The following is a 17,766-nucleotide window of genomic DNA, read 5'->3' on the forward strand; positions in this document are numbered from 1 at the left end:
AGGAAATTTCTGTGACATATGTTTTTGTTGCATTATCAATGTGATTGAAAAGTTGTGTGAACATTGTGAAGTTCATAGCATTCCTCTTTAGCGAATTTCTAGTTTTCCATTACCTTGAGATATGGTGTATGTTACATTTACATTTACATAATCAAGATCGGCATTTTATTGGGATTGGGGTGGATTAAATCCTTGTGTGTTTCTTTAGAATGTTGAGAGTATACCCAATATTATGTAGTTGATTTCTCCTAAAGCAGAGGTAAAAATAACTGATCGCTGAGATAAGTTGTTTATAAAAAATATCATCTTATAGATCTTATAGTAGGCATTTCGCTATTTTTACTGTTAAGAATTTTCATATTGCGTTTTTGTTTTTGTTGACTGATGAGTGTTTGTTCTGCATTGCGTGAATGTCCGACCATTTGAAATTTTGCCGTTTCATTCTGGATCATAGTTAACATGCCTTTTATGCGTGCTTGTAACTCGGCAATGCTTTTTAGATCAACTGTTTTATCTATTTGTTCTACAAGTTTTGAGATTTGCTCAAAACGATTTTCTGTTTCTTGAAAAGCTTGTAAACTTACAGCTTTATCAATGGCAGCTGCATATTGGATACGTTCACTGATAAAATCGCGAGACTTATGATGAGAGCTAGTAATTTCTTCTTCTTGTAAAATCTTTGTAAGCAATGTAGGTATATCCGGATGACCATCTTTGTAGATCAATTCTGGTTTCTTGAAAAAAAAACTGGTGTAATCTGTTGGTGTAGTCTTGGATTTTTGGTCACTCATAATAGCGTTATGTGTTTTTTGTGCTTGCTCCAACTGCTTTTGTTTTACTTCAAGGTGTTGTTTTATTAATTTGATAATCTCTAAATAATGCTCTGGTACAGAAGGCTTTTTAGGATTCGGATTCGGCTTCGGATTTGTAAGCCATTTGCTCCACTCTAATGGCCAAACAACCGCAAAAGCCATTGCTGAGTTTGGAATTCCTACAATTGCTATTGTTGCGATTGCGATAATCATCTTTTTCATGTTTCCCTCCTATTAGCTTTTACATGTTGTAAAAAAATTGGTAACCACACTGCTGGATCATCACCTACTTTATTGATAATGCTTTCGGCCAATTCTGCGTTATCAGGCGTACCTGATAACACTAAAAGTTCATCACTAAAGTCACGCTCGATGGTTTTTCCATCAATTGTTACATGGAATTTGCCGAGATTTAGTTCTGCAAGTGCCGATTGATCACCTTGTTTGATAAGGAACTGACGGCTAAACTCTCCAAGTCCTTTTATAAGCTCAAATTCAGCATCTGTGAGTTTGAATCCTTGTGTATAATCTTCGTAATTTGCTTTAGGATTGGCTAGAAAAATGTAAGTTGCGCACTGCTGAATAAGCGTCTTGGCGATATTGCTTTCCAAGGCATCACTAGGCTCTTGTGTAGCGTAAACAAAAATACCATTTTGTTTACGGATAGTTTTTTGTTTATTCTTTGCCAAATCCTCAAAATACGGGTCTTGCAAAGGTTTCCAGAACTCGTCAAAAATATACATAAAGCGTTGCCCGCTAATCATTCCTTCGGTGCGGTAAAGCAAATACATCATTACCGGAGTACGAGTTTCTGGATTATCCAAGAATTCTGTGATATCAAAGCCATAAATTTGATGTGTTGAAAGATCAAGGGCATCATTGGGATTGTCAAATAACCATCCATAATCACCACCTTCGCACCATTTTATTAAGCGAGCGTGAACTGATGGATGTGCATTGTAATCACTTAAATGCGGATTTGGTAGGAATTGCACTAGAAAAGACAAGCGACGTAGTGATGGATCAATGTTGCTACTCATAACAGACGTGACAGCTTGGTTAATTTCTTCGTTGTCGTGATGTGTAATTTCACCACCAGCTTCTGCTAACTTTTTAACAAACTGTTTTAGAAAAATCAGATTGTCTTGTGTGGGGGGCAGCTGGAATGGATTAAAACCACTTTGCTTACCAGCTTTAAATGATAGATATTTACCACCCATCGCCCGAATAGCAATTTCCATGCCACGATCTTTATCAAACACAACGGTTGTCGGCTTAAATTTTTGCGCTTGCGCTAACAGGAACCCAAGTAGCACCGTTTTACCGGAACCTGATTGTCCGATGAGTGCGGTATTCCCAAGGAGACGCTTGTCCGTTGAATCTTCTTCAAGTTTGGAGGCATGAAAATTGAAATAAAGCGGTGTTTTACTGGTTGTTTTAAGAATCGTGACTGCGGGACCCCATGGATTTCCAGTCGGCTTACCTGACATAAAATTATGAAAGGACGAGAATGACAAGAAATTCAGTGACGTAATGGGCGCAGGACGTGGTCGCCATTTCCAATTTGCGGGAAGTTGTGCCCAATAACCAGCCTCTATGGCTAAATCTACAGGTTTTGGCAATACTGCAACGTCTAGTAGTGCCGCGCTCGCTTTTGCCATATGGTCGCGAACTTGTTGAATTGTATCGCCGTAAAGTGTCAGTGTACAATGATGCTCACCCATAACAAAATGCCCACTGACAAGCTGGTTAAGTGCTTCGTCAATTTGTTCAATTTGACTCGTTGCCACATCGCGTGCATCAATAAGATTACGTTGATGTCTCTGCAAATAATCCTTGGCAGCATGCCGTGAGAGCACCGAAAAACTCTGTGTCAACACAAATTCGAAATCGCTTTCCAGCAAAACATTAAGTTGACCCGGTCTGGTTGTTGTGTCATATTCCTTAATTTCCAGCATTCCAAATCGACGCATTCCAGTGATTGTACGCAGTTCACCTACAGCACCCCATTTCGAGAAAAAAGGCCGATTGATAGACATATAGTCCGCAAAACGATCATGGCATATTGGCATAGGTCGGTATTCGCCGTTAATCAGCATTCCAAGAAATTCAAGGGCAGAAGAATAGGCATGCCCATTTTTTTCATAAGCACCAAGAAGTTCTGCACCGTAACGTTTTAATGATTGACTTAAGGTGCGATTAATATCATTGAGAGCTTTTATACATGATTCTTGCCGCATCTTTTTTTGATCGAGCGTTTCGCGTTCATGCTGAGAAAAAAATGACATAACCTTATCGGCTATCGGTTGAAAAACAATGGTTAGATATAGGTCATTGACCATTAGATTATAACCAGTAAAGCTTTGCCGGTATTTTTCATCAAGCTGATAGCAAAACATCTTATCAAACATTGAATCGGGATATTCATAAACACGCCGACGCACGATATGAGTCCACAGAGATAAATTGGCTGATGCAATACCACGCAAGGTGTTGTTTAGCTCTTTTGTCCACTGAAAAATATCTTCTTCTGAAGCACTTTGATGCGAACGCCCGTCAATCTTCCAGACCGACAAATATTCTGCATTTTTGGTAGAGATAATCGTATCTGTGATATGGTGTGAGTAGGGTATGAACAGACTTACTGGTGTCTCTGATGCAAGGCGCTTGCTGCTTTCAACAGCCGTCATACTTATCTCCTTTTGCGGTAGTTAGAGGGACTGTAACTTGAGGCGCCCCAAAAGCTCTTGTTTCGGTTACGGAACTTAGTATCAATCCACAACCACCAGATTCGGAATGCCTTATCATCGTTTTTGGTAATTTGTGCCATAATAAACCACAATGGTGGAGCTATGATCCACAAAAAGATATTTATTGTCATAGCGAAAGCAGCTACACCTACAACCATAATAATAAGTGGCATCATGGGTACACCCCAAAGTGTTGGAACGCGAGTTGCTCCCTTGAATAAAGGAAATTCTTCATGTTTTTGCGATCTCATGAGCCTCTCCGATTAGCTGATATGAAATAATATATGACTAAGATAGAATGCTGCACCAGCAATAACGACACTGAACGCCCACCGTGCAAATGTAACCCTTGCAATGATGCGAAATGCCCAAAGAAGTAATAGAAATACAAAAATGATAGCAGACGCAATGGGAATAATTACACTTAACCCGTACTGCATACCTATGAAAACATCTATGTTATTTGTTTTTTCTTGAGCATATGTAGGCTTTGTCGCTAAGAATAAAACTGGAATTATAAAAGAAACACGAATCCTGTTGCTTACATTTTCAATTTTTTTCTGGAAAGTATTTAATTGTTTCATGATTTTATTCCCCTTATGATTGAAGTTGCCAATAAAAAACATCCTTTCCTTGCAACATAAGTGAAAATTTCACTAGTATATTTACAACTGATGGATAAGGACTTCACGTTAAAAAAGAACACCTCGTTCCATACGGTTTCACAGTTTGTTTCAATTAGGTTTGAACAGCATTGTGGTAAGTTGAACTGCTGAACCAGCGATGACAACACCAATCGCCCATCGCACAAATGTATCCTTTTCGATGTAGCGCCCTGCATAACCTATTGCTAAGCATAGAAGTATAAGTGTAGCAGCAATAGGGATAATTTTACTTGTAAGTTCTGTCTGCAGAGTCTCTAGAGCCGTTTTAGCATTATCTAGTTTTGCATATGCAGGGTGGGTCATAAAAAACACCATCATAGCAGCAGAAATTGCCAAGATGTTATTTTTAAATTTGAAATTATTTAACCGCTTCATATTGGTTATCCTAGTTCAGATTATAATTAACACTATTGGCTTCTTTTTCTGTTGTAAAAGAAGCACTTCTTGATATGCATGAAACTACAGAAATTCAGGTCTCACTTTTAATAAAAGGAATACTTCGCGTTAGATAGCTTTACGCTTAGCCTCCTGTAAATAACATCTTGGCAATTTCGGCAGCCGAGCCAGCGATTACAACACCGATTGCCCAGCGTACAAATGTATCTTTTTCGATGTAGCGCCCTGCATAGCCGATTGCTAAGCACAAAAGTATAACAGCAGCGGCAATAGGGATAACTTTTTTTATGAGTTCATCTTGCAGTTTTGTTAGAGCTCTACTAGCATTATCTAGTTTTGCATATGCAGGGTGGGTCATAAAAAACACCATCATAGCAGCAGAAATTGCCAAGATGTTGTTTTTTAATTTGAAATTATTTAACCGCTTCATATTGTGTATCCTAGTTCAAGTTATAATTGGCACTATTGGTTTCTTTTTCTGCTATACAAGAGATACTTCTTCTTGATAGGCACTAAATTATTGCAATTCACGTCACACTTTCAATAAAGTGAACGCTTTGTGTTAAATAGCTTTACGCTTAGTTTCCTGTAAACAACAATTTGGCGATTTGAGCTGATGAGCCAGCGATGACAACGCCAATCGCCCAGCGTACAAATGTACCTTTTTCGATGTAGCGTCCTGCGTAACCAATTGCTAAACATAAAAGGATAACGCCGGCAGCAATAGGAATGATTATATCTAATTGTGTTTTGAATGTTTCTAAAGCAGTTTTTGCCTTGGTCAAATCTTGCGCTTGAGCACGCAAAGGATGTGCCATAAAAAACAATGTTACAACTATAGTAGTTATAAGGTTTTTTTTATCACTTATTGCTAGAAGAGTTTTTAACTGTTTCATATTGTTTATCCTCGTTCAGGTTATAGTTAGCACTAACAGTTTCTTTTTCTGCGGTACAAATCATACCCTCATTGATATTCATAAAATTATCGAATTTTAGTCTTTCAAATAAAAAGAACGTTTTATGTTGCGTGATTTTATAATTCATTGTGTAAATAACATTGCAGCAATCTCGGCTGCTGAACCAGCAATAGTGACACCGATCGCCCAGCGTACAAATGTATCTTTTTCGATATAGCGCCCTGCGTAACCAATTGCTAAGCATAAAAGGATGACAGCAGCAGCTATAGGAATAATTTTACCCAACTCTGTTTTGAATGTGTTTAAAACATTTTGAGCCCTATCCAAACTTTGGGCTTGGGCACATACAGGATGAGCTATAAAAAATACAGTTACAGCTGCAGCAGTTGTAATAATTTTATTATGAACTGTTGTTTGAAGAATATTTGATTGTTTCATGTTTTTCGTCCTGATTAAGTTTAAAATTGCCATAAACAACACCTCTTTCATGAAGAAATTTGAAGAGATATTTTGGATCAGCCCAAGTTCTTAATTTTCCTCTCTGTGTGAGAAGTGTGTACTTATTTGGTTTTCCGGTTATTGGATCATCTGCAACAAACGTAAAATACCATTCTCTCTCTGAACGCCTCACAATTGTAATTTCACGTGCTGCTTTTTGATTGAATGCCGTATCAACGCTGTTTTGTTCTATCATTTTCATTATTTTGCCCTCAATTAGAAAGATTTCATTCAATCTTACTAATTAGAGCTTTAATATTTCCTTATCTACCTTTCATTGCTTTATCCTATCAAAATTGTAGTTCTCATCCGTAAATGTAAGAATGATTACTCTTGTCATCTTTCTAATGAAGAGGGTTCTTCAGTTGTAAAAGCGTCACTGACACGGCTTTCTTTATGCATAAATGCATCTACTGACTCTTCTGAGGAGGGTAGAAGGGATTCTGTTTCGATGACATGTTCTGGTCTTTCCGTATGAAGCTGCAAAGTTTCTTGTAAGTCGTTACTCACAAGTGCAGGAACCTTCACTATGACATGCGAAGAAATTTCTTGCACAGAGATGGTAGTAAAATCACTGTTAGAATTTCTTGTGTTGTAACAGCTCAATGCCGCTTGCAGTGCAGCTTGTTCAGAGCTGTACTTAGACATCTCTTGTTTATAGCAATGAGTCAAAATAGTTTGTACAACTTTAAGATTTTTGCATGGATCAAACAAGTCAGAGAGAGACATACCAAGCAATTTCAAATTTTTGACATTAATTTGACCTAAACCCATGTCAAAATTATGACCATCTTTTTTAAGCTGTTCTGCTGTTGCGACTGCTTCGTTAAAGGAGGATGGTTGTTGCAATAGTTCGTAATTACCATTAACACCTATTGCATAGATATGACCCCGTGATTCTTGCATAACAATAGCTGAAAGTGTTGTCGGGTGAACAGCGGGCGCACATGCGGCAGCGAGCATCATAAAATCCGGAACAATCATGAACAACACACCCGATGATAGAAAATTTTGTTGATATAAACGCCAATCTTGTGTGGTTCCTTTGAGGATTGCCACAATGTATTTTCATAACTTGGCAAAGCATGTTTGTTTTGTCTAAAATCTTGTTTTTTACAATTATAGATTTTGTATTCTCTGAGAATATTTTGTACATGTACTAACATGCGACTAATTGTATGAATATATGGGACAAAACCGAACATATTATGCCAATTAATACTACGACCACTGCGTTTACAAAAAGAGAGACTGGATTCAAGTGATGACCGCTTTTGGAGGTTTATTGAGGTTGATTGTATCGTATCATTTTTTGTTTTTTCTACTGCTTTTGAAGAATACTGACATGAAACAGAGTCCAATTGTATGTAAGAATGCGTCTTATGGGAAGAATAAACATCTTTTTCGTTGTGTATAGAGGTCTTGTTCTTTGTCGAGTATTGCCATAGTTTATAGACTGATAGTTTGTATTGACTTTCGACCGCTGATCCATAAGCACTAGAAAGCCATAATGGAGTGTGCACATCCAGTCTACTCCTTTCAGCGTTCAAACTGAAAAGAGGTAAAGAAATGACAATTGATACACCAATAAAGGATTCTTTGTGGTTCAAAGTATGTCTCCGTAAAAGTGATATATTCATCATAACTTTAATTCCGATAATAAAGTTGTCAAAACTCGTCTATAATTGTGTTAAAAATATGTCAAAGTGCAATTCTTTTTTGCAAGGGGAGTAATAAAGTGGATGATCTCAAAAATATGAATCTTGATGAATTACAGGAAATGCGTATCCAAATTGACGCAGAATTAAAAAAACGGCAAGCAAGAGAAAAGCAGAATGCACGGAGAAAAATACTTGAAATTGCTAATGCGCATGGAATTGATATCGCCGATCTTGTGAGTAAAGAGCGCCATTATAGAAATCCTAATAACCAGTGGGAATTATGGAATGGGCGGGGGCGTAAACCTAAGTGGATTAAAGAATGGTTGGAAAATGGTTATGCGCTTGAAGAACTAGAAGTAACATAATATGTTGCAATATTCGTAAGGTATGAGGATATCAAAAAATATGAACTCAAGTAGTGTGTTTTTTTGGTGATGTGATAAGTCGAAACACAAAACTAATGCGTTGGTAATGTTCTAAGATGTTTGAATACTGCTATATATAACAGTGCAAAGAGTTTGTTTAACTGTGAGGAAGCTGTTGTTGTAACAAGTTAGCATCATCATTTTTTCAGTCTAAATATTGTGTTGCTTTTTCATCAAGATTGCTCATAAGAGGCATTTTTACTTCTTTCTTCAATGGTTTTATCGGCATATTATCTCTCTTGTGATACGGAAGAAAATAGTTCTGTTATGATTCGTCATAAGAAGGTTTAAAATGAGAGAGTCTTGCGATGTTTGGGTTTTCATTTAAATTGTAAAACGGTAAATTATCATTATAGGTTAATTTGTTTCTTTATACATACATTTTGTATATTTATAATGTTGATCTGTAAAATAACAGCTTGAGGGATTTTATGAATTTTGGTCGGAGATCTCTTTTATGAGGCGTTAGATATCAGTTTCAGGCTCTTGTTATTTGTGTGGTTTAGATTTGAGAGTGTCTTGGAAAACGGAATCTCTCTGTAATGGGTGTTGGTTTTGGCCTTTTCGTTTTTAGAGGGAGGGTGTGATACGTTTGATGTTTGTCTCCGAAATTTTTTCTGTGTATCAAGGAATAAAAAGTGTGTTGAAGGTCCCGAAAAGAACAGGTACTTTTCTGGTTTTTGTCCGTTTTTTTGAGTGTGTAGTAGGTAGTAGATGCAATCAACTCATCTTGAGTGTAGATACCTGTTGGCAGATTTCAATTGTTTAAAACGATTTTTCTATTTTATATTTATTTCGGATGCTCTGAATATTAGGTTTTTAGATTTTTAGAAAGTTTCTGTTACTTAAAAACATTGGGTTATAGTTTCCTTGGTGTTTTTTTGTTTTACTCGTCTATTGCTATAAGTTCGATTACATAACAGGCTCTTTTTGTATTATGAAGCTAGGTTATGGGGTAGCTTTCCTATTATATTATAAATACCTTTGGCTTTGACAGATTCAGAAGCTGGGCTTTACCAAAATTTTAGTACACCAGAGTGAACAAAAAGGTTATCTAATTGAAGAGAGTTTCATTTATAGGATGCCAAAAGTGCAAGGGTATATTTTTTCTTAGAGTGGGATTCCGTGTAACAAACGTGGGGCATTAGGGGTGAGTCCGGAGGCTTCCTGCATGAAATGCTTTTTCATTTTTGGTGTTTGATTGACAATTCCAAGTCCAACATCGCGGAGCATTCGCAAGAGAAGGTTATCATTAGAAAAAAGTTTGTGCAGCCAATCGTTACTCAAGGTCATACGTACAATTTCGAAACGTCTCCAGCGTTGATAGCGCTCTAAAGCAATGAGTGATCCGATATCAAGACCCAACCGTGCTGTTTCAATAATGATCTCAGCGAGCGCGGCGCTGTCGCGTAATCCTAAATTGAGTCCTTGTCCTGCAATGGGGTGAATTGTGTGGGCAGCATCGCCAATGAGAGCAAAACGAGGTTTAATACATTGGCGTGTTAAAGAAAGGCTCAAGGGAAAAGCTTGGCGTTCTCCATTCCAAGAGAGTTTTCCTAGTTGATGACCAATGCGTTTTTCGAGTTCTGTTTCAAAAATAAGAGCGTCAGCTTTGAGGTAATATTGCGCAGTTTCATGGTGTTCATTCCATACAATAGCGGATCGGTTGCCTTTGAGAGGAAGAAGAGCGAAAGGTCCAGTGGGTAAAAAATGTTGAATTGCTCGTCCATGATGGGGTTTTTCATGTTCAATTGTGCAAATGATTGCTGTTTGTTTATAGGGATGAGAAAAGTTTTTAAGTCCTGCTTTTTCGCGTAATTGAGAATGTGCTCCGTCGGCTGCAATCAGTAATTTTGTTTGCCAGATTTCTTTATTGCTTAACGTGACAGCAGTGTGTTGGTTTTTTTGATGAAAATCAATGACACGCATATTTGCAAAGAAAGTAATACTCAAATCTTGTGCACGCTTTTTTAAAGCACTCATAAGTGTACTTTGTTCTACCATAGCGGCAAAGGGTTCGTTGGGGGTGATATCTCCTTCAAAGGTTAAAAGGGTTGGTTTGACAGGATCATTTGTGCCTGTATCCGTGATGATCATTGAATGAATGGGTTGGGCATAGGGCTCTATATGTTTCCAACATTGCAATTGCTTTAACATACGAATAGAAGCAGCTGCGAGGGCAAATGCTCGTATATTGGAAGTGAGAAGTTTTTCTTGAGCAGCAGCGGCATCGACGATATTAATTTTCAGTTCAGGAGCTGCTTGCTTGAGCGCTATTGCCAGTGTTAGCCCGACAACTGCACCGCCTGCAATGAGGATATCACATTGTCTTATGTTTTTATTGGGTTCTAGATTTCTCTTGGGTTTTATATTTTTATTGGGATAAGAATGCACAACGCTTCATTCCATTATTTGCAGTTTTTTTTACTCTTAAACGAAAAGGGTATCTTTCTTCAATAACACCTTTTATACCATATTATAAGGCGATTGTTATGATTATGATGGTTAAAACTGTGTTAATATTTTTTTGTTATAATCTTATGACTCTTTAATGCAAAGGTTTTGTACTTGGAATTTATGAATGCATCAAAGTTCTTCCCCTTATGATCCATTAGAAGAGCAACAATCTTATGGTTCACGGCTTATTGAAATGTTTTTGCGCCAGATTGGTGTTTTCATTGGGCTTGGGCTTTTGGGTTTCATGATCTTTTGCGTTGTTGCTTTGGCAACTTGGAATATTGCAGATCCTTCATTAACGCATGCAAGTGCAAATAGGGTTACAAATTTTATGGGGTGGTTAGGTGCAATTTTCGCAGATTTTGTCATGCAGTTTTTTGGTTTGGCAAGCGTTGGTATTTTATTGCCGCCATTATTTTGGTCGTTTCTTTTGCTTGCACAAAAAGATATCCATAATTTGTTTTTTCGTCTTTTTCTGTGGGTGGTGTCAGCGGTTTGTTTTTTAGTTTCTTTTGCTCTTATGACACCTATTGTTCCTTTTACGTATTGGCCATTGCCGATGGGTTTGGGGGGAGTTTTGGGGGATAAAGTTTTAAGTGCTGCTTATTTAATCTTCCCTGTTTTTCTTTCTCCATTTCAAAATGTGCTCTTGGGTGTGATTCTTATCCTTTTAAGTTTTTTATTGGCTGCTTTTGCGGGTAATGTGGTGTGGCGACGCCAAACAAATAAAAGAAAAACAAAAAACGTTCAAAAGGTCGAAAATGTGAATTCAACTTTCGATATGTTAGAGGATGAAGAAGATTTTGCAGATAGAGCACAAAACAGTTTTTTTGTTACGACTTTTGGAGCTATTTTACACTTTTTTTATTTTTTACAAGCACGGTTTTTTCGTTTTTTCTTTTTCAAAAATTGCTTTAAGAAACAAGGAAAATCATTTGATCGGATTGAACCGGTTTTCCTTGATGGAAAAATGAAAGATCACGAAAATAGAGATAAGGTGCCGGTTTCTCCCCTGAAAAGCCGTGTTTTTAAGCCGTTAAAGGTTTCTAGAAAAGATGGTTTTCTCCTTCCGCTTTTAGATTATCTTTCGGTTTCTCCACCGGCAGCAAGGGATGCAAAGCTTTCTCCTGCTGTCTTAAGAGCTAATTCACAGGAACTTGAAGGTGTTTTGTTAGATTTTGGCGTTAAGGGAAAAATTATTGATGCACGTCCTGGTCCGGTGGTGACTTTGTATGAATTTGAACCGGCTGCTGGTATTAAGTCTTCCCGTATCATTGGTTTGGCAGATGATATTGCGCGTTCGATGCGTGCGATTTCAGCGCGTGTTGCTGTAGTTCCAGGGCGCAATGTGATTGGGATAGAATTGCCTAATGCAACACGTGAGATGGTTTATTTACGAGAAATTTTGCAAGCGCAGGAATTTGTTGAGAGCAAAGCAAAATTAGGGCTTGCTTTGGGCAAGACTATAGGGGGGGAGACGGTTATCGCAGATTTAGCAAAAATGCCACATCTTTTGGTGGCAGGTACAACAGGATCAGGGAAATCTGTCGCTATTAATACGATGATTTTATCGCTTCTTTACCGTATGACACCTGATCAATGTCGTCTCATTATGGTAGATCCCAAAATGCTTGAACTTTCGGTTTATGATGGCATTCCCCATTTGTTAACACCCGTGGTAACAGATCCTAAAAAAGCGGTCATTGCGCTTAAGTGGGCTGTTCGTGAAATGGAAGAGCGCTACAGCAAAATGTCAAAAGTTGGTGTCCGCAATATTGATGGGTTTAATGCACGTCTCAAAGAAGCAGAAAATCAGGGGGAGACAATAACCCGTACAGTTCAAGTCGGATTTGATCACGAGACTGGTGAGCCACTTTACGAAACAGAAACTCTCAATTTGAGTCCTATGCCCTATATTGTTGTCATTATTGATGAAATGGCTGATTTGATGATGGTTGCCGGCAAAGATATTGAAGGGGCAGTGCAACGCTTAGCGCAAATGGCGCGTGCGGCCGGTATTCATGTGATTATGGCTACACAACGTCCTTCGGTGGATGTGATTACTGGGACGATAAAAGCCAATTTCCCCACACGTATTTCTTTTTCTGTAAGTTCAAAAATTGATAGCCGAACAATTCTTGGGGAACAGGGAGCTGAACAGTTGTTGGGACAAGGAGATATGCTCTTCATGATGGGAGGAGGGCGTATTCAGCGTGTTCATGGACCTTTTGTGGCCGATGATGAAGTTGAGCAGGTTGTGGTACATCTCAAAGCGCAAGCACGGCCTGATTATTTGGAAAATATTACGCAAGAGATTTCAGAAAATGATACAGATACTTCTTTGATTTCTCCTTCAGCAGATGATCCCTATAGTCAAGCTGTTGCTGTTGTTCTTCGGGACCGTAAGGCTTCCACTTCTTACATTCAACGTCGTTTAGGTATTGGCTATAATCGTGCTGCTTCATTGATTGAACGGATGGAAGAAGAAGGTATCATTAGTCCAGCCAATCATGCGGGTAAACGGGAAATTTTAGTACCTGCGGAAGAAGAACGCTTTTAAAGTGAAAGCTTGTAAGTGTTTTTTCACAATATTTTTCTCTTTTAAAGAAAAATATTTATTCATCATTTGTTGTTTATATTAAAAGGTAAATATACTGGAAATGTTTTTTTATTCTAAAAGTGTCTAGGTTTTTAGGAATCATTTCTTGGTGGTGTTTAACTTTTTTCGGTTAAGTATTGACTGTAATTGTATTGCTTCATTGATTGGGCGGATGGAAGAAGAAGAAGGTGTTTTTAGTATCGCAAATCACGCAGGTATATGAAAGATTTTGATGCCTTTTGAAATAAAAATCTTTTGATAGTTTTTTCAAATAATATCTTTCTATTTTAAAGGAGGGTGTCTATTTATCGTTTGCTGTTTTATTGCAAGGTAAAATTGTATCGCTTGGGAGCATTTTTATGAGAACGTTTTTTTTACTGCGGAGAAAATCCTTTGCATTTGCTGGAATTATTGTCTTTTGGAGTTTAATTTTTCCTGCTGTTTTACAATCATCTCAACAAATTATAAGGGCGCAGAACGTTGTCAATCGCTTTGCAGCGATTAAAACAATGACAGGTGATTTTATTCAATTTAGCCCAAAAGGAAAGATGTCTCAGGGGACATTTTATTTAGAGCGTCCAGGAAAGATTCGTTTTATTTACAAAAAATTACCTTTACAGATCATTGCAGATGGTCAATTTGTTGGCATTAACAATCGTGCTCTGAATACTTGGAATTTCTCACAGCTCTTTCAAACGCCGATGAAGTTTCTGTTGGATGATAAAATTAATGTATCATCAGGGCGTTTATTAGCGTTTCGTGAAGATCCAGGGGCAGTGACAATTGTTTTGCGTGATAAAAGCATTGGAGCAGGGCAAATAAGGATGGTGTTTGATTCTGAAGGCACCGCTTTACGGCAGTGGACAATTGTTGATCAACAAAATCTGGAAACTACTGTTCAAATCATGAATGTACGGACGGGTGTTAGGTTTGCTGATGGGATGTTTACGCTTCCCTCAAAAAAATAATACGCTGTTATAGTATCGGAGTTATAGTATCAGAATTGAAACAAATGTTCTTTCGTATTGCGACTTGGAATATTAACTCTATCCGTTTGCGTTTGGCGCAGGTTTTTCAGTATTTGGATATATTTACTGCAGATGTTTTGTGTTTACAGGAGACAAAATGTCCAGATGCTTTATTTCCAGTTCAGGCTTTTGAAGCGGCCGGATATAAGCATATCGCATTGAGCGGACAAAAATCTTACAACGGTGTAGCGATTATATCGCGTTTGCCTTTTAAGAGTGTTGAAAAGCGTTCATTTTGTCAAAAGGAAGATTGCCGTTACATTTCTGTGACTGTTGAAGTCTATGGCAGAGATGTGCGGATTCATAATTTCTATGTTCCTGCTGGAGGTGATGTTCCTGACGCTAATGTGAATGAAAAATTTCGTCATAAGCTTGATTTTTTAGAAGAAATGTCTCTCATTCGCGCGGATCAGGGAGATGATCTTTCTTCTCTTTTGCTGGGTGATTTAAATATTGCTCCTTTGGCAGAGGATGTATGGTCTCATCAGCAATTATTGAAGGTTGTAAGCCATACACCTATTGAAACTGAGCGTTTACAGGCTTTATGTTGCCAAGGTGGGTGGATTGATTTGATGCGTGTGCGTTTTCCTGTTCCTCTCAAGCTTTATACATGGTGGAGTTATCGCGCACGCGATTGGGCACTTTCTGATCGTGGGCGGCGGCTTGATCATGTTTGGTCTTCTCCTGATCTCGTTCCTTTTATGACGGATCTTGCGATTTTTCGTGCTGCACGAGGGTGGAATCAGCCTTCAGATCATGTTCCAGTACAAACTATATTTGATTTTTCACGTCAAGTTTGAAATAAGACGTAAATAAAATATTAATGATTGATTCTGGAGAAATACGGGAGACTGGATGCATATCAGCAAATGGGTTGTTTCTAACGGATTGCTTTATAGTATTTTGTTGTGCTTTTTTATATTATCAGGATGTATGGTTGGTCCTAATTACCATAAGACATCTTTTCGTGTTCCAGCAGTTTGGGGAGAGACGTCTGCAAAGACGTCTGGGCGTATGGGTGTGCTTGCAGGATGGTGGCGACGTTTAAATGATCCTGTTTTGAATGCGTTAATGGATTATGCGATTTCTGAAAATAATAGTGTTGCTGTTGCCAAAGCACGGGTCCGTGAGGCGCGTGCTGGTTTAGGACAAGCTGTGGGATCTCTTTTGCCGAGTGTGTCAAATTCAATTTCAGGAACGCGTAGTAGCGCTGAGCAATCTAATGCGTTTTTCAGTCAATATCGTAGTGGTTTTGATGCGAGTTGGGAACTTGATTTTTTTGGTGGGCATAAACGGGCGGTTGAAGCAGCACGTTATGGTCTTGAAGCGTCTATAGAAGATATGCGTGCGACAATGGTGACGCTGTTGGGAGATGTGGCGACAAATTATGTTCAAGTACGTGGTTGGCAACAGAAATTGTTGATTGTACGGCAGATTGCTTCATCTCAGCGTAAAACATATGAATTGGTGCGTGCTAAATTGAAGGCTGGTGATGTTTCGGAGCTTGATGTTTCAAATGCGCAAGCACAAATGGCAAATACAGAAGCAGATATTTCACAGATGGAAGCGAATTTAGCAATGAGTATTCATCGCCTTTCCGTCTTAACTGGTCGTGTTCCTATGGCTTTGAAGGACCTTTTGCAAAAGAATGCTAAGCGCGCAAAGATTCCACAGCCACAGTGGCCAATACCAGCGGGGATTCCAGCTGATATTTTGTTAACGCGTCCAGATTTACGACGGGCGGAGCGCCAATATGCCCAAGCGACAGCACGCATTGGGCAGCGTGAAGCCGATCGCTATCCCTCTCTCTCTTTAACTGGGAATATTTCGACGGCAGCAACGGCAATTGATCAATTGTGGAAAAATTCAACGATTGGATGGTCTTTTGGACCGGGGCTGCGTTTTCCTTTTTTTAATGGAGGACAGGTTATGGCGTCTGTTGCGGTAGCACGTGCACAACGCGATCAAGCTTTTATTACTTATCGGGCCGCTGTATTAGGAGCTCTAGAAGACGTGGAAAATGCGCTTGTGAGATTGACAAAAGAACACCAGCGATTAGAAAAGCTTGTTGTTGCAAATAAAGCTTCTCTGCATTCTTTAAAACTTTCACGGAGTCTTTTTGAAAATGGAAATACCAGTTTCTTGGAATTATTAAATGCTGATCGCTCTTATTATTCTTCGCAAATGGCGCTTAAAGATAGCCGTGTTTCTTTGGTTACTCAATATATTACACTCATGAAGGCATTAGGTGGGGGGTGGGATGGCGTGGTTGATGTTTCACGTCCCGAAGTCGTTGATGGTATACCCCGTTCGCATATGAGAGTAGGGCAATGAAAAACAGTTTCATCAAAAATTTCATTACAAAACATAAAAAACTTTCCTTCTTTTTAACTGCTGTCCTTCTTCTTATCTTTTTTTTGTGGCTGCGTTCTGTTTTTTGGGGAACGTCATCGCCTGTTTATATGACAGCAGTAGTGAAGCGTGGTGATATCGAAGAAAGTGTTTTGGCTTCTGGTCTTGTGCGTCCTTATCGGTTGGTTGCTGTTGGTGCGCGTGCAACAGGGCGGGTGGTGTCAATGCGCGTTTTCCCAGGCAGTGTTGTGAAAGAAGGGGATCTCCTAGCAGAAATTGATCCTACAGATCAAGAAAATGATCTGAAAAGAAAAAAAGCAGCGTTATCCCATTATTATGCGAGTTTAGTAGAACAGGAAGCTTATCTCTCTCTTGCGCAGAAAAATTTAGAGCGCCAGAAAAAAATGATCGAAGCACATGCAATTTCACGGGCTAACCTTGATGAGGCTGCAACACAAGTAAAAATACGCGAGGCGCAAATTGCTCAGCTTCGGCAGCAGATTGTACAAGCACAAATTGATGTGGACAGTGCAGAGGTCAATTTAGGCTATACGAGGGTGACTGCTCCTTCAGCAGGAACGGTTTTGGCAACCATCGTGGAAGAAGGGCAGAACGTCAATGCTGTTCAGTCGGCTCCGACGATTGTTATTTTAGGCGATTTGTCAAAGATGACGGTCAAAGCGCAAATCTCAGAAGCCGATATTCTTAAAGTGCGTGCTGGGCAGCCTCTCTATTTTACCGTTTTTGGTAGTGCGCAGCGTCGTTATGAGGGAACTCTGGAAAGGGTAGAGCCGGCACCTGAAGCAATTCGCGCTGATGTGAGTATTAATCCTGGTATGGTCGGAGCTTCCAATTCTTTAGCATCATCGGCTATCTATTATAACGGCATTATCCATGTTGATAATGTGGATAATTTTTTGCGTACTTATATGACTGCTCAAGTTCATATTATTTTAGGGCGTGCTCAAAATGTTTTGTTGGTTCCCAGTGATGCTTTACGTGATGAAACGAAAGAGCGTAAAGCATGGGTTTCTCTTTTGGTAGGGCAAAATAAGGTGGTTGCAAAACAGGTGACTGTTGGGCTTAATAACAAAGTTGTGGCAGAGATTGTTTCAGGACTTAATGAGGGTGATGTCGTTATTACCGGTTCGCGCGATGGAGTGATGCCAGATATTCCTGATGAACATAGCGAAGATGAGAGCTAAA

At 38.9% G+C, this 17,766-nt stretch carries 17 protein-coding genes; 6 read left to right on the forward strand and 11 right to left on the reverse strand.

Features of this window, described 5'->3' with window-relative positions; genetic code table 11:
* Positions 1 to 302: 302 nt before the first annotated feature.
* The 10 genes from GQO39_RS04705 to GQO39_RS04750 all read right to left on the reverse strand — a co-directional run bounded on the left by GQO39_RS04705 (position 303) and on the right by GQO39_RS04750 (position 7,097).
* On the reverse strand, positions 303 to 1,034 hold the full coding sequence (locus GQO39_RS04705; RefSeq protein WP_156851141.1) for a TrbJ/VirB5 family protein: 732 nt from the start codon (positions 1,032 to 1,034) through the stop codon (positions 303 to 305).
* Positions 1,031 to 3,502, reverse strand: coding sequence for a VirB4 family type IV secretion/conjugal transfer ATPase TrwK (trwK, locus tag GQO39_RS04710; protein WP_156851142.1), 2,472 nt, complete (start codon positions 3,500 to 3,502; stop codon positions 1,031 to 1,033). Before trwK ends, GQO39_RS04705 begins: the two co-directional genes overlap by 4 nt.
* Before the next feature lie 2 nt (positions 3,503 to 3,504).
* Complete coding sequence (locus GQO39_RS04715; protein ID WP_156851143.1) at positions 3,505 to 3,813, reverse strand: VirB3 family type IV secretion system protein; 309 nt, start codon at positions 3,811 to 3,813, stop codon at positions 3,505 to 3,507.
* 12 nt (positions 3,814 to 3,825) lie between these two features.
* The gene (locus GQO39_RS04720) at positions 3,826 to 4,146 is read right to left on the reverse strand and encodes a conjugal transfer protein (RefSeq protein ID WP_156851144.1); all 321 of its coding nucleotides are present in this window, start codon (positions 4,144 to 4,146) and stop codon (positions 3,826 to 3,828) included.
* 150 nt (positions 4,147 to 4,296) lie between these two features.
* The gene (trwL, locus tag GQO39_RS04725) at positions 4,297 to 4,602 is read right to left on the reverse strand and encodes a VirB2 family type IV secretion system major pilin TrwL (protein WP_156851145.1); all 306 of its coding nucleotides are present in this window, start codon (positions 4,600 to 4,602) and stop codon (positions 4,297 to 4,299) included.
* Positions 4,603 to 4,747: 145 nt separating this feature from the next.
* The gene (gene trwL / locus GQO39_RS04730; protein WP_156851146.1) at positions 4,748 to 5,053 is read right to left on the reverse strand and encodes a VirB2 family type IV secretion system major pilin TrwL; all 306 of its coding nucleotides are present in this window, start codon (positions 5,051 to 5,053) and stop codon (positions 4,748 to 4,750) included.
* Between the two features lie 148 nt (positions 5,054 to 5,201).
* A complete protein-coding gene (gene trwL, locus GQO39_RS04735) occupies positions 5,202 to 5,519 on the reverse strand; it encodes a VirB2 family type IV secretion system major pilin TrwL (protein WP_156851147.1) in 318 nt (105 codons plus the stop codon).
* A 144-nt stretch (positions 5,520 to 5,663) separates the two neighbouring features.
* Complete coding sequence (gene trwL / locus GQO39_RS04740) at positions 5,664 to 5,978, reverse strand: VirB2 family type IV secretion system major pilin TrwL (RefSeq protein ID WP_156851148.1); 315 nt, start codon at positions 5,976 to 5,978, stop codon at positions 5,664 to 5,666.
* Positions 5,941 to 6,240, reverse strand: a complete 300-nt coding sequence (korA, locus tag GQO39_RS04745; protein ID WP_156851149.1) for a KorA family transcriptional regulator — start codon at positions 6,238 to 6,240, stop codon at positions 5,941 to 5,943. Before korA ends, trwL (GQO39_RS04740) begins: the two co-directional genes overlap by 38 nt.
* A 134-nt stretch (positions 6,241 to 6,374) precedes the next feature.
* Positions 6,375 to 7,097: a lytic transglycosylase domain-containing protein gene (locus tag GQO39_RS04750; RefSeq protein WP_308418500.1), complete on the reverse strand. Its 723-nt coding sequence runs from the start codon at positions 7,095 to 7,097 to the stop codon at positions 6,375 to 6,377.
* Positions 7,098 to 7,776: 679 nt separating this feature from the next.
* Between GQO39_RS04750 and GQO39_RS04755 the strand changes: the two genes are divergently transcribed.
* Positions 7,777 to 8,064: an H-NS histone family protein gene (locus GQO39_RS04755; protein WP_156851150.1), complete on the forward strand. Its 288-nt coding sequence runs from the start codon at positions 7,777 to 7,779 to the stop codon at positions 8,062 to 8,064.
* A gap of 1,170 nt (positions 8,065 to 9,234) precedes the next feature.
* Here GQO39_RS04755 and GQO39_RS04760 read toward each other — a convergent pair.
* Positions 9,235 to 10,518: a ubiquinone biosynthesis hydroxylase gene (locus GQO39_RS04760; protein WP_156851151.1), complete on the reverse strand. Its 1,284-nt coding sequence runs from the start codon at positions 10,516 to 10,518 to the stop codon at positions 9,235 to 9,237.
* A gap of 187 nt (positions 10,519 to 10,705) precedes the next feature.
* Between GQO39_RS04760 and GQO39_RS04765 the strand changes: the two genes are divergently transcribed.
* From GQO39_RS04765 to GQO39_RS04785, 5 genes are all read left to right on the forward strand, one after another.
* Positions 10,706 to 13,141 carry a DNA translocase FtsK gene (locus GQO39_RS04765; protein ID WP_156851152.1) on the forward strand — a complete coding sequence of 812 codons (2,436 nt, stop codon included), beginning with the start codon at positions 10,706 to 10,708 and terminating at the stop codon, positions 13,139 to 13,141.
* 398 nt (positions 13,142 to 13,539) lie between these two features.
* Positions 13,540 to 14,148, forward strand: coding sequence for a LolA family protein (locus tag GQO39_RS04770; protein WP_156851153.1), 609 nt, complete (start codon positions 13,540 to 13,542; stop codon positions 14,146 to 14,148).
* Between the two features lie 44 nt (positions 14,149 to 14,192).
* Positions 14,193 to 15,008, forward strand: a complete 816-nt coding sequence (locus GQO39_RS04775) for an exodeoxyribonuclease III (RefSeq protein WP_007552947.1) — start codon at positions 14,193 to 14,195, stop codon at positions 15,006 to 15,008.
* A gap of 55 nt (positions 15,009 to 15,063) precedes the next feature.
* The gene (locus GQO39_RS04780; protein WP_156851154.1) at positions 15,064 to 16,542 is read left to right on the forward strand and encodes an efflux transporter outer membrane subunit; all 1,479 of its coding nucleotides are present in this window, start codon (positions 15,064 to 15,066) and stop codon (positions 16,540 to 16,542) included.
* The gene (locus GQO39_RS04785; RefSeq protein ID WP_156851155.1) at positions 16,539 to 17,765 is read left to right on the forward strand and encodes an efflux RND transporter periplasmic adaptor subunit; all 1,227 of its coding nucleotides are present in this window, start codon (positions 16,539 to 16,541) and stop codon (positions 17,763 to 17,765) included. The genes GQO39_RS04780 and GQO39_RS04785 overlap by 4 nt, the downstream gene beginning before the upstream one ends.
* Position 17,766: the final 1 nt, after the last annotated feature.

Source organism: Bartonella refiksaydamii, from assembly GCF_902652675.1.
GTDB classification, from domain to species: Bacteria; Pseudomonadota; Alphaproteobacteria; order Rhizobiales; family Rhizobiaceae; genus Bartonella; species Bartonella refiksaydamii.